This window comes from Methanobrevibacter sp., assembly GCA_022775905.1.
Taxonomy (GTDB): domain Archaea; phylum Methanobacteriota; class Methanobacteria; order Methanobacteriales; family Methanobacteriaceae; genus Methanocatella.
Genome location: JALFJX010000024.1, coordinates 1 through 13,840, shown reverse-complemented (window position 1 = coordinate 13,840; position 13,840 = coordinate 1). Strand labels below are relative to the sequence as shown.

At 31.7% G+C, this 13,840-nt stretch carries 11 protein-coding genes; 7 read left to right on the top strand and 4 right to left on the bottom strand.

Going from position 1 to position 13,840, the window contains the following annotated elements:
• Positions 1–8: 8 nt before the first annotated feature.
• From MR875_06780 to cyaB, 4 genes are read right to left on the bottom strand one after another with little or no spacing between them, the layout of a single operon-like run.
• The gene (locus MR875_06780; protein ID MCI6994540.1) at positions 9–572 is read right to left on the bottom strand and encodes a chorismate lyase; all 564 of its coding nucleotides are present in this window, start codon (positions 570–572) and stop codon (positions 9–11) included.
• Between the two features lie 9 nt (positions 573–581).
• The gene (gene hacA / locus MR875_06775) at positions 582–1,835 is read right to left on the bottom strand and encodes a homoaconitase large subunit (protein ID MCI6994539.1); all 1,254 of its coding nucleotides are present in this window, start codon (positions 1,833–1,835) and stop codon (positions 582–584) included.
• 6 nt (positions 1,836–1,841) lie between these two features.
• Positions 1,842–3,011 carry a homocitrate synthase family protein gene (locus tag MR875_06770; GenBank protein ID MCI6994538.1) on the bottom strand — a complete coding sequence of 390 codons (1,170 nt, stop codon included), beginning with the start codon at positions 3,009–3,011 and terminating at the stop codon, positions 1,842–1,844.
• 47 nt (positions 3,012–3,058) lie between these two features.
• Positions 3,059–3,607: a class IV adenylate cyclase gene (gene cyaB / locus MR875_06765; protein ID MCI6994537.1), complete on the bottom strand. Its 549-nt coding sequence runs from the start codon at positions 3,605–3,607 to the stop codon at positions 3,059–3,061.
• 313 nt (positions 3,608–3,920) lie between these two features.
• Here cyaB and MR875_06760 point away from each other — a divergent pair, with 313 nt between their 5' ends.
• The 7 genes from MR875_06760 to MR875_06730 all read left to right on the top strand — a co-directional run bounded on the left by MR875_06760 (position 3,921) and on the right by MR875_06730 (position 13,171).
• Positions 3,921–4,466 carry a TATA-box-binding protein gene (locus MR875_06760; GenBank protein ID MCI6994536.1) on the top strand — a complete coding sequence of 182 codons (546 nt, stop codon included), beginning with the start codon at positions 3,921–3,923 and terminating at the stop codon, positions 4,464–4,466.
• 12 nt (positions 4,467–4,478) lie between these two features.
• The gene (serB, locus tag MR875_06755; GenBank protein ID MCI6994535.1) at positions 4,479–6,020 is read left to right on the top strand and encodes a phosphoserine phosphatase SerB; all 1,542 of its coding nucleotides are present in this window, start codon (positions 4,479–4,481) and stop codon (positions 6,018–6,020) included.
• 41 nt (positions 6,021–6,061) lie between these two features.
• Positions 6,062–6,208 (top strand): hypothetical protein, encoded by a 147-nt coding sequence (locus tag MR875_06750; GenBank protein MCI6994534.1) that lies wholly within the window; start codon positions 6,062–6,064, stop codon positions 6,206–6,208.
• A gap of 109 nt (positions 6,209–6,317) precedes the next feature.
• Positions 6,318–8,474, top strand: a complete 2,157-nt coding sequence (topA, locus tag MR875_06745) for a DNA topoisomerase I (protein MCI6994533.1) — start codon at positions 6,318–6,320, stop codon at positions 8,472–8,474.
• Positions 8,475–8,764: 290 nt separating this feature from the next.
• Positions 8,765–11,443 (top strand): dolichyl-diphosphooligosaccharide--protein glycosyltransferase subunit STT3, encoded by a 2,679-nt coding sequence (locus tag MR875_06740; protein ID MCI6994532.1) that lies wholly within the window; start codon positions 8,765–8,767, stop codon positions 11,441–11,443.
• A 67-nt stretch (positions 11,444–11,510) separates the two neighbouring features.
• The gene (locus MR875_06735) at positions 11,511–12,605 is read left to right on the top strand and encodes a GTP-binding protein (protein MCI6994531.1); all 1,095 of its coding nucleotides are present in this window, start codon (positions 11,511–11,513) and stop codon (positions 12,603–12,605) included.
• 20 nt (positions 12,606–12,625) lie between these two features.
• Positions 12,626–13,171 carry an adenylate kinase family protein gene (locus MR875_06730; GenBank protein ID MCI6994530.1) on the top strand — a complete coding sequence of 182 codons (546 nt, stop codon included), beginning with the start codon at positions 12,626–12,628 and terminating at the stop codon, positions 13,169–13,171.
• The last annotated feature ends 669 nt before the right edge of the window (positions 13,172–13,840 follow it).

The following is a 13,840-nucleotide window of genomic DNA, read 5'->3' as shown; positions in this document are numbered from 1 at the left end:
CACCTTGATTATATTTCTGTAAAATAGCTGATTGGGAATACTTCCTTAATCCACATTAGGATTCTGTCCTGGTTAATGATGACATAATCTCTTGCGAGCATATCTTCATCAGTGCCAAATAATTCTTTTAAAGTCTCGTTAGGTTTTTCAATCCATATGTTCTTGATTTCTCTTCTGGATTCAATATGGTAATTCTTTAAGATTCTACCGATTGGTATGTCTGCTCTGATTAAATCAGCACAAACATCTTTTGTACATCTGGATAACGGAATGTGTGATATTGCATAAATTAAAGGTTTTCCGTCTCTGTGCATTATAACTTCACGGTAATTAATCTCTTCTCCTTCATCAACATTTACTAATTTTGCATGATCTTTATCTGCATCTTCGAAATGTTGGTCAAGAGTGGAAAGAGTAATCTTTCCATACAACACATCTAAAATTGCGGTAATTGACCCATCAGTTGTCATTAAAATCTTCTGGGTATTTGAGAAATTTCTACCATATTCCTTTTCAACTTGATTTATTTTATCAATAAGGCCTCTATTTGCTTCATTTTTTGGCTCAGACATTTTTTATCACTATAAATCTTTTGGATTTGTAATAACACCTTCAATTGCTGAAGCTGCAACTACTTTAGAATTAGATAAATATACTGAAGACTTAGGGTCACCCATTCTACCTTTAAAGTTTCTGTTTGTAGTTGAGATACATGATTCTCCTTCAGATAATACTCCCATATGTCCTCCAAGACATGGACCGCATCCAGGATTACAAATAATAGCTCCTGCATCTATGAATGTGTCAATGTATCCTAAATGCATTGCTTGTTTGTAGATTTCTCTTGAAGCTGGGAGAATGATTAATCTAATGTCCTCGTTAATTTTTTTACCTTCTAATATTTCTGCTGCATCTTTTAAATCAGAAAGTCTACCATTGGTACATGATCCGATTAAACATTGGTTTATAACAGTTCCATCAATTTCAGAAATTGCTTTTACATTGTCCACGTCATTTGGACATGCAATTTGTGGTTCCATATCTGTAATGTCAAAGTGCATTTCTTTTGAATAAACTGCATCTGCATCAGATTTTACAATATTTAATTCAGATTCTTTTTTGCCGGTTCTTTGGCAAATGTAATCAATAACTTCACGGTTAGGCTCCATTATACCATTTTTAGCACCCATTTCAATTGCCATATTACACATGGTTGCTCTTCCTTCAACTCCCATGTTTTCTATGGTCTCACCACAGAATTCTGCGGTTTTGTAGGTTGCACCTGCAATTCCTACTTCTCCAATGATGTTTAATATTACATCTTTTGGTGCAATATGTGGGTTTAATTCACCTTCAACTTCCATTTTGATAGCTTCAGGAACCATAAACCATGTTTTACCAGTTGCCCAAACCATTGCAAGGTCAGTTGCACCCATACCTGTTGAAAATGCTCCAAATGCACCATAAGTACATGTGTGTGAGTCAGCACCAACAACAACCATTCCAGGTTCAACTAATCCCATTTCAGGGACAACTTGGTGGCATATTCCTTCACCGTGAATGAAGTTTTTATTAATATTTTGAGTTTTAATAAATTCACGACAGACTTTTTGAAATTCTGCAGAACCGATTGTATTTGCAGGAATGTTATGATCAAATATAATAGCTATTTTTTCTGGATCCCATACCTTTTCAGCTACTTTTTCAAATGTTTTGATTGCTGGGGGGGATGTTCCATCATGGGACATTGCAAGATCAACTGGGATTTCAATGATTTCACCAGGAGTTACTTCATGGCCTGCTTTTGCAGATAATATTTTTTCAGTAATATTCATTGTAATCTATTCCTTTTTGCTGATTTTTTTAACAATTTCTTTGAATATTTTATCGTTGATGTATTTTCCTTCTTCTCTGGACTTTTTAACTTCTCTTACAATTTGGATAAGTTGATCATCACTTACATCAATGTCACATTCATTTAATTTAGCCCTTACTGCTCTGCATCCTGAATGCTTACCTAAAACAAGTTGTCTTTTTTGCCCAACTAATTCAGGAAGATACGGTTCATAACATAAAGGTTCTTCAATAACAGCATCAACGTGAATTCCAGATTCATGTCTGAATACATTGTTTCCAACAACAGGTTTGTTGTATGGGATTGGAAGTCCGCTAGCTTTTGATACGAGGTCGGATAATTCCTTAATGTATTTGGTTTTGAATCCGTAGTCTTTTCCATAAAGGATTCTTAATGCCATAATTAATTCTTCTAATGAAGCGTTACCTGCTCTTTCTCCAATACCGTTGACTGTTGTTGAAATACCTTTTGCACCTGCTAAGATACCGGTAATTGAGTTGATAACTGCAAGACCAAAGTCATTGTGACAGTGAAGCGCAAGGTTTACATCCAAATCTTTTACGAGTTCACGCACGAGGTAATCAATTCCTTGTGGTGTGATAGCACCAGTAGTGTCTGCAATGTGCACTCTATCTGCACCGCATTCTTCAGCTTTTGAATAGATTCTTTTTAAGAATTCAATATCTGTTCTTGTAGCATCTTCTGCTGAAAATGCAACATATAATCCATGATCCTTAGCATAATCAACAGCAGTTTCACATAAGTTGATTGCATCTTGACGTGTAATGTGCATTTTGTGGTCTAAATGAATGTCTGATGTTCCAACGAAAGTAATGATTCCGCCTACATCACAGTCAAGTGCTACATCAATATCTTCTTTTTTGGTTCTTGTTAATGCAATTACTGTAGCATCGAGACCTTCATTAGCAATAGCCTTTACGGTTTCCTTTTCCTTTTCAGAAACTATTGGGAAACCTGCTTCAATTTGGTGAATCTTAAATTGATCAAGTTTTCTTGCTATTTCCATTTTTTCATCAAAACTAAAACAAACTCCTGGAGTTTGTTCCCCATCTCTTAAGGTTGTATCGTAAATGAGTAAATCTTCAGGGAAATTTAACTCATTTTCTTTATTATAATGACTAATAAAATATTGCAATATCATCACTTCTTATAAAAATTAATTTGAATATAAATATATGTTAGTTAGTTATTATTTAAGTTTTCTAATAGTTCTAAATATGAAGTTCTTTCAAATCCATCAGTGATGCCTAATTTTTCAAATAATTCAAAAATAGCTTTTTGTGCATTTGAATAGTCTTTTCCATCTTCTAATCCGATTTCAATTTCCATATACGGGTCAAGACCTTCAATGTCATCTAATGATATTTCGAAGTTTTCATAAGTATAATATTGTCTGTTTTTCCTGACGGTTCTCACTTTCTTAAAACCGATTGCTTCAAATATGTCAGAACATTTCTCGGAGTCTGCAATACCCATTTCGATTTCTTTTCTTGTTTTTGATTCCTTATCTATTTTTGGACCTTTATAGGTTATAAAAATATTAACCTCATCATTTTCTTTAGTTGTTCTAATTCTTAGTGCTTCATCACTCTCAGCGAAATCAACAATAGGGCTATTAAAGTAGATGTCTTCTTGGAATTCTTTTTTACTTTTTGTTGCACCAATACTTTCTAGTCTTTTTTCCATCTCACCAAAACTTGCAATTTTAGCTTTTACTTCAACTTCTATCATTTTATCATCTAACTAATATGTTTTATTTTTAAGTTAATCTTTATAATCTAATATTTTTTTAAAAAAGTTACTGAAAATTAGTAACATTTATAAATAACTATTATCTTATTATTATTTTAAATTTTATATATAAATAAAATCTTATTTTCAAAATTAAAAAAATCATGATTTTTTTTAAATTTTCAATATATCATTTAAATAAACATACCTTTATATACTATTTAAAGTAAATAGTTTATTAGTAAAAATTTAACTAATTTTTTGTTTTCTTAAATTTTACTATTCTACTTTTAATAATTAAGGAGGTTTTAAATTGACCGATGTTGAAATAAAAATTGAAAACATTGTTGCTTCTGCAAGCATTGGTAAAGACATTGTTCTTACTGAAGTGTCTCAAGCTTTAGAAGGGGTTAATTTTAATCGTGAACAGTTTCCAGGATTAGTTTTTAAACTAAAAGATCCTAAAACAGCAGCATTAATATTTAGCTCTGGTAAGCTTGTGTGTACTGGAGCAAAATCTATAGATGATTCTAAATTGGCAATCAAAAAAACTGTAGATTTAATGAGGACTATTGATACTGAAATTCCTCATGAGTTTGAAATTAAAATTCAAAACATTGTGGCTTCTGCTAACTTAGAATCCACATTAAACTTAGAAGCCGTAGCTTTAGAACTCGAAGATACTGAATATGAACCGGAACAATTCCCTGGTTTAGTATACAGATTATCTGACCCTAAAGTGGTTTTATTATTATTTGGCTCAGGTAAAGTAGTATGTACCGGAGCTAAAACTAAAAGCGACGCTAAATTAGGTGTCGAAAGAGCTTACGATAGATTAAGTGAGCTAGATTTAATATAATTGGTGGTATTATTGATTAAACTTGTAGTATTTGACTTAGATAACGTTATTATTGATGGTGAAGCAATAGATGAGATAGGAAAATTAGCAAATGTTGAAGAAGACATAGCTGCAATTACTGAAAAAGCTATGCAAGGTGAAATTGACTTTGAGACTTCTATTAAAGACAGAGTTCAACTTCTTGAAGGTGTCGCAATCGAAGACATCGAAAAAGTTGCTGATGAGCTCTCTTTAATGCCTGGTGCTGAAGAAACTATCAAATCTTTAAAAGATAATGACGTAGATGTAGCTATCATTAGTGGTAGTTTTGATGCAGTGGCTGAAAAAATTAGTGAAAAACTTGGAGTAGACAAAGTTTACACTAATAGTTTCACAGTCGAAGATGGTAAATTAACTGGTGAAGTGACTGGTCCTTTAGTATCTGGTTCTAAATTAGATGTTTTAAACGGATTAGTTGAAGAAGCAGGAATTGCTTTAGATGAAGTAGTTGCTGTTGGAGATGGCGCTAACGACATTTCCATGATTGAATCAGCAGGTTACGGAATTGCATTCAACGCAAAAGATTCCGTAAAAGAAATTGCTGATGTTGTAATAGATGAAAAAGACTTAACTAAAGTCTCAGAAAAAATCCTTAATCAATTAACCACTGATGATGCTGAAACTGAAACTGTAGAAGAAAAAGCTGAAGAAGAAAACACTCTTCCAAAATCTGATTTTGTTCTCGCTGACACCATGGAAGGTGTTAAAAAACAAAAAGATGAAAAAGAAGCTGAAATCTCCAAAGTTGCTGATGAAAGAGAAAACTTCAACAAAATAGCTAAAGAACAACGTAAAATTAGAGATGAATTAAATGCATCTTTAAAAGAAAACTTAAACAAAGCTATTGAGTTCAGAAACGAACGTAATGAAATTAACAAAGCTGTTGAAGCTGCTAAAAAAGCTCGTAATGAAGCTAATAACAAAATTAAAAGTTTAGAATGGTCTTCTGGTAAACGCGATAAAATTAAAATAGTAAATGAAATCAAAAAAATTGATAAAATCATTGAAACTCGTGTTTTAGACATTAAAAAAGAAAATCAGCTTGTTAAAAATGCAAACGATCTCAGAAAACAATTAATGAAAATTCATGAAGATGAATCTATTCAAGGTGAATCTCAAGAACTCAAAAAATTATCTGAAGAAGAACACGAAAAAGTTATCACTCTTTCCGAAAAAGCTCAAGCAGCTCACGAAGAAATGCTTGTTTACTTCAGAAAAACTGATGATATCAGAACCGCAGCTGATGAAGCACACAAAAAATTCATCGAAGCACGTAAAAATGCATCTGCTAAACATGAAGAATTTAAAGCTATCTTAAGTGATATTCATGTAATCAACAAAAAATTAGGTTCCAACAGACCTAAGAAAAAAAGATCTGATAACAAACCTTCTAACGGACCTACCAGAAACCGTGAAGAAAAAGAAAGAGCTGAAGAAATCTTCGCTAAATTTAAACAAGGTGGAAAAGTATCTACCGAAGAGATTTTACTCTTACAAAAATACAACATAGGTTAAGCATTTAACCTATTCTTTTTTTATTTTTTTCAGGTCTTAACATGGCAGAAGAAAAAATCGAAACTTGTTTTATTTGTGGTAAAAAATTTGATATGAATAAGGCCGAACTTGGATACTACCGTAATGGAAAATATCCGATTTGTGATTTTTGTGCTGATTTTTACCGTTTTTATAATGAAGAATTATAATTTTTTTTTAATTTTTTAATCTCAACTTTTTTTCAAAATATTTTTATATAATGTCTTAGTTTATATTATATTCAGTATTATTTTTTTTAAACTGTGAGGGTAGTATAAAATGCATGAAGTAATTGTATGTGAAAAGCCAACGTCTGCTGAGAAAATTGCAAAAGCACTTTCTCCAAGTGCAAAAAAGAAAGTATATAATAAAAAAGTAAAATATTGGGAACTTAAAAAGGATTCAAAGGATATCACTGTTGTATCTGCTGTTGGACACCTTTATTCACTTACTCCTAATAATCCTAAAGATAAGGTCTACTTTGATCTTCACTGGGCTCCTGCTTATGAAGTTAATAAAAAAGGCAGTGGATTTACTAAAGATTATGTAAGAGCTATTAAAAAACTCGGAAAGAATGCAGATTCCTATATTCATGCTTGCGATTACGATACTGAAGGAACTTTAATTGGTTATAATGTATTAAAATACGCTTGCGGTCAAGAAAATTTAAGCAAAGTTTCTCGTATGAAATTTTCCACTTTAACTAAAAAGGATTTGCTTGAGGCTTATGACAATAGAATAGAATTGGACATGAATCAGGTTGATACTGGTATTGCAAGGCATGTCTTGGATTATTATTTTGGTGTAAACATTTCCAAAGCATTAATGAAATCTGTAAGCAATGCTAAACACAGATTTTTAAAATTATCTGCAGGACGTGTTCAAACACCTACTTTATCCATTTTAGTCGAAAGGGAAAAAGAAATCAAAGATTTTATTCCTGAACCTTACTGGCTAATCAAAGCTATTGTTGAAGGTGACATTGAAGTAAATCATGTTGACGGCAAAATATTTGATAAGGCTAGAGCTGAAGAGATCATGACTAAATGTCAAGGAAAAGATGCTGTAGTTGATAATATTAAATTGTCTGAATCCACAACCAAGCCTCCAGTACCATTCAACTTAGGTGGTCTTCAGTCTGAGGCATATAATGTCTTTGGTTTTTCACCTAAAAAGACACAGACAATTGCTCAAAACCTTTATACTTCAGGATATACATCTTACCCTCGTACATCTTCACAAAAATTGCCTGAAAGTCTTGATTTCAAATCAATTTTCGGTCAATTGAGTCATGATGGAGAGTTTAAAAAACATATTAATCAGCTTCCATCCAAATTAAAACCTAACAATGGTAAAAAAGATGATGCAGCTCATCCTGCAATCCACCCAACCGGAATATTGCCTCAAGGTTTGTCTAAAGATGATAAAAAGATTTATGAACTCATCGTTTATAGATTTATTTCAGTTTTCTTTGAAGCTGCTAAATTCGAAACCATGAGTACTACTTTGGACATTGAAGGTGAAAAATTCCGTTTCAAACGCAGAAGAGTTACTCATAAAGGATGGATGGAACATTATCCATTTAGAAAAATTGATGATGAAGCTTTTCCTGATGTTAAGGAAGGAGACTTGATGAAAGTCTTGGAGTTAATTTCCGATGAAAAAGAAACCAAACCTCCTGCAAGATACAATCAGGCTTCACTTATCAAGGAACTTGAAAAAAGGGAACTTGGTACTAAAGCAACTCGTGCGGATATTATTGATAAGTTATATGACCGTAAATACATAACTGGTACTCAGCAAATTGAAGTAAATCAGTTAGGGGAAAATATGGTCGATACATTGAGTACATATTGTAATAATTTAACTTCAGAGGAACTTACTCGTGACTTGCAGCTTAAACTTGATGGAATAAGCAACAATAAGTCAACTCGTGTTGAAATCATCGATGAAGGTGAAAAGGAAGTTAAGGTTATTTTGGATGATATTACTAAAAACTCAAAAGAAATAGGTACTAAACTGTATGAATCATATCAGGAAAGTAATATTGTTGGGACTTGTCCTGCCTGTGGTGGAAATCTTGTAAAAAGATATTCTCCGAAAACTAAAAGTTCATTTGTCGGTTGTGCTAACTATCCTGACTGTACTACTAGTTATTCAATTCCAAAGGGAACTAATTTCCTTAAGAAAACCTGTGAAAAATGTGGCCTTCCAATCATATCATTTGGTAAACCTCGCCAACGTGCATGTTTGGATCCAAATTGTGGGAAAGATAAAACCAAGATTCATAAGCCTACTGAAGTTGGAAAATGTCCTGAATGTGGTAAACCTCTTTTAAAACGTTCTGGACGTTATGGCGAATTCATCGGTTGTAAGGGTTTTCCGAAATGCAGGTTTACATGTTCTGTTGATGAACTTCAAAGTAAACTAAAATAACTTTTTAAGTTTACTTTATTTTTAATCAATTTACATTGTCATCATATTTTTTGATGATGTTTTTTACTATTTTTAGAATTATTCTTTATTTTTTTAACAATTTTTTAAATTATAATCATTTTTGTTAACATTTATGATATGCATAATGCTTAATAATGTTGAAAAATAAACATATAATCTAATAAAAATATTTTTTCTATATTTTTATTTTGTATTAAATTTACTTTAATAATTATTATCATTGTTTTGAAATTCGAAACAATATTATGAAAACGAAAACGAGGAATTCGATGAATAAAGAAACAAAAATGACAATAGTCAAATCAGTTTTTATTATTTTAATTTTGCTCGCAGTTGTTTTTGCTTTAAAAATGCCTGCTGCAGATTTACCATTAATTACTGATGAGGCTAAAGGAGAATATGTTGATTCTTCTGGTCTTCCTTATTTCAGTGAAATGGATTCATATTATAACTTAAGGTTGACTGAAGATTATGTTGATCATGGTTATGTTGGTGATCAGATAATTAATGTTAGTGCGTGGGATATGCATAGATATGCTCCTACAGGTAATGAGATTAACTATGAACTGGGAATTGTATATGTAACTTCATTCCTGCACGATGTCTTTGGAGGAGATCATACAGTTAGAGAAGTTGCATTCTGGACCGGTGCAATCATATCAACTCTTGCAGTAATTCCAGCATATATTTTCTCAAGAAGATTAACAAATACATATGGTGCGATTGTTGCAACTTTGATTATAGCTCTTGCTCCAAACTACTTTGCGCACACTTTCCCAGGATTTTTCGATACAGATATGTTCTATTACATATTTTCACTGTTCTTTATATTCTTCTTCATAGAATGTATAAGGGCGGAAGACATCAAGTATAAAGTTCTATTTGCAATTTTATCTATTGTATCAATTGGTCTATTCTCTCAATCATGGACAGGTTACATATTTTATGTAGGTCTTATGGGAATATTCTCAGTTGTCTATCTAATTGCTTGCTATTACTTTAATGTTGGTGAAGATGACTCTTCACAATATCCAAGTAAATGGGAATGGTTTATCCATCAAGATGCTTTGAAATCCATTGTACTTTTAGGAGTTATAGGATTTATAGGTCTTGCGATATTCAAAGGTTTAGATGGTGTAACTGGATTATTTGGAAGTTTACTTTCATTACTTTCATTGCAATCTGCATCCAGAACTATTTCTGGTTTCCCTAACGTACTCGTATCTGTTGCTGAGATGCAAATTCCATCCATGCTTGGAAGCGGTATGAACTCATTATTCCTAGCTAACACTAATGGTGCTGTAAACGGTATTGGTGGTATTGGTGTTTTATTTGCTGGTTTAACTGTTGCATACTTGTTCGTAAGAAACATATTAAGACTCAGAGGAGATTCAGTCAAAACAGATTCAAATGCTAAACCACACAAATCTGAAAGATTGTCATCATCTAAAAGACTTGACAATACCCGTAAACTTAAAATTGATTTGAGCAAATATAATTTAGAATTTGTATCTGATGTATTGTCTGATAACAAATTAACACTCTTATACGGTACTTTGTTTGTTGTATGGCTTATTGTAACTGCTCTTGCTGTAACTAGAGGTTCAAGATTCATTACTACAATTGTATTGCCGTTTGCTCTTTTAACCGGTATCTTTGTAGGTATCGTAATGGAGTATATCAGAAATAAAATCACAGATGATAGAATATTGTTAGCTATCACTGCAATTGCAGCTATCTTTGTTGCAGTTCCAATCGCTACTATAAACACTGTTCTTGGAATTTTAGCATTTGTAATAATTGTTGCAGCTGGTGCGGCAGCTATTTATGTGCTCAAACCTAAAGCAACATCTGGTAGGGCAATTCCACTTAAAAAACAAATTGCAATTGCAGCGATTTTACTCGCTTTAGTAACTCCATGTGTTTGTGGAGCTTACTTGACTTCAGAAACTGTTGTTCCAGGTACAAGCGATTCAATGTGGAATGCAATGACTTGGGTAAATGAAACTCAAAGTAATGATACTGTATTGACATCCTGGTGGGACTTCGGTTACCTCTTTGAGATTGCTGCTGATAAACAAGTAACATTCGATGGAGGTTCACAGTCTGGTGACCGTGCATTCTGGCTTGGTAAGGCAATGACAACAGATGATTTGGAATTGTCTGCAGGAATATTTAGAATGCTTGATACAACTGGTGAAAAGGCTGTTGATTCATTAGTGAACATCACAGGTGATACTGGTAAATCAACTGATATCTTAATTGATATTTTACCAATGAAATCTGCTGATGCTCAAAAAACATTACAAAGCAAGTACCATTTAACTTCTGCTCAGGCAAAAGAGGTTGTTAGCTATACACACCCTAAAAACCCACGTCCGGTAATATTTGTTGCATCTTCCGATATGCTTCAAAAAGCTGGCTGGTGGAGTTACTTCGGTGCATGGAACTTCACAAATCAAAGTTCTGTAAACTACAACTATTATATTCCAACTGAACAGGTAAAAGTAAATCCTGGTTCAACCGGTAAATTGTCCTTGCTTGATGATCAAGGTATGACTATAAATGCAGTTATCCAAAGAGGTTCAGGAAACAACTCAACTACTGCATATACTGAAGCAGTATATACAGACAGTGGAGAACAAATAATGGTTAACAACACTACATATAATCCATTGAATATTTCAAACTTAATTGTTATTGAAGATGGATATGTAATGAAAAACCAAACTGTCGGACATGTAAAAGATGCAAACTACACCCTTTTATTAATAGGTGAAAAGAATCAGTACACTCCAATCTTAATGAGTAATGAACTAGCAGACTCAATGTTTACTAAATTATACTTGTATGGTGGAGCAGGTCAAGACATCTTTGAAAACGTCCACACTGAAAATGGAGTAATGCTGTTTAAAGTAAACTTTGATAAAACTACTGCCGGAGCTTAACTGGCAGTTATTGGATTAGGATTTTTCCTAATCTTATTTTTTTATTATAATTAAATATGGTGATTTAATGGGGATAGAGGAGAAAATAAAAGATATTGAAGATGAAATACAAAAGACACCATATAATAAAGCTACTTCACATCATATCGGTAAGCTTAAAGCTAAATTATCAAAATTAAAAGAAGAATCATTACAAAGAAGTAGTGGTGGCCATAAAGGTCAAGGATTTCATGTTAAAAAAACTGGAGATGCAACAGTTGTGCTTGTTGGATTTCCGTCTGTTGGTAAATCTACTCTCTTAAATGAAATTACTAACGCTGAAAGTAAAGTTGGAGCTTACCAATTCACAACATTAGATATTGTTCCTGGTGTAATGGAACATAAAAATGCTAAAATACAAGTATTTGATATTCCTGGTATTATTACAGGGGCAAGTAGTGGTAAAGGAAGAGGTAAAGAAATTTTATCCGTTGCTAGAACTGCAGATTTAATTTTAATTGTTTTAGATACTTTAAATCCACAACACTTGGATGTAATCTTAAATGAATTAAGAAATATTGGTATCAGACCTAATGAAAAAGAGCCTGATGTAACTGTTAAAAGAAAAAAGCTTGGTGGTATTCACATTTCATCAACTTGCCCACTTACTCATTTGGATGAAAAAATCATTAGATCAATCATTAATGAGTATGGTATGCATAATGCAGACATACTTTTCCGTGATGATGTAACTATGGATCAATTTATTGATGTTCTTGATAGAAATAAATCATATGTTCCAATGAAAATCTTATTAAATAAGGTTGATCTTGTAGATGATGCATACCTTGAAGAACTCAAGAAATACATTCCAGAATTCATTCCAATTTCTGCTGACAAGAAAACTAATATCGATGAGTTAAAGGATATTATTTTTGATAATCTTAACTTGGTTAGGGTTTATTTAAAACCGCAAGGTAGAAAAGCAGACATGAATGATCCTTTGGTTATTAAGAAGGGTACTACTGTAATTGGTGCATGCCGTAAACTTCACCGTGAGTTTGTGAAAAATTTCCGTCATGCTAAGGTTTGGGGAACATCAGTTAAATTCCCAGGTCAGAAAGTAGGTCCTGATCATGTACTTGACGATGAAGATGTTTTAAGAATTATTCTTAAAAAATAATTCTTCTTTTTTTTGATATTATGAATAATACTATTTTTATAACTGGTACTCCATGTACTGGTAAAACAACTATTAGTGAAGTATTGTCTTCTAAATTGAATTGTAAATTAATTAAAATCAATGATTTAGCTATTGAAAATGATTTTGTTTTAGGAATTGATGATAAGAAAGGATATAAAATCATTGATATTGATGCGCTTGATGAAAAAGTTTCAGAGATTATTTCAAAAAGTGATGAGTTAATCATATTTGAAGGTCATTTGGCTCATTTATGTTCTGGGGCGGATAAGGTAATAGTTTTGAGAGTAAATCCAAATATTCTACGTCCAAGACTTGAAGCCCGTAATTACTCTGAAAGCAAGATTCGTGAAAACTTGGAAGCTGAAGCAATGGGAGTATGTACTGCGGAAGCTTTTGATGAGTATGGTGACAAGATTTCTGAAATTGATGTTAGTAAATTATCAATTGAAGAAGCAGTTAATGTAATTTCATATGTTATTGAAGATAAACTAGATTTTCCAGTTGGTGAGGTTGACTTCATGGATTGGTTAATTTCTAATTTTTAACTATTTTTCAATGTATTTTGTTCAATATGGATTAATAATCTTAAATTAGTTTAATTTTATTAATTTTATATTGTTCTGTTTATTTTATTTTAATTATAATTTATTTTATATTTTAGCTATTTTTAAATAATTTTATTTCTCATTATTGAAATTTAAGATAATATATTCTTGAAAATTTTTTGTTTAAATAGAAAATTTTATATAGTGTTTGTGTTTGCTCATTTTGAGATATGCTAAATTTCAAGTTTTTATTAACTATTTTATTTTTTTTATTACTTTGATTTTTTAGAATTATTTGTGGAATTATTTGATAATTTTATAATTTATTTTTGTTTTAATCAAATATTATTTTAATTAATTAGTTATAAATTATTAATTTACTATTATTATGATTATTTATTTTTATTTTTATTTTTTATTTATTTTTGCAATATTTTTTAATTGATTTTGTTAGTATAATTTCTGTATCTATAAGATGTGCTATGTGTTTATGGCGATGGTCTAAGTTTATTGCATTGAGCAATGTTAACTATGATGACTGCTTTTCCACATGTAGCTATAATTTATCATGTTTATTAGATTATTAATGAATGTGCTTGTGAGTACCTGAGTTTTTTTCGGGTATGATGTACGTTTTGTAGATGTGGTGAAATTTGATTATAGAAACTT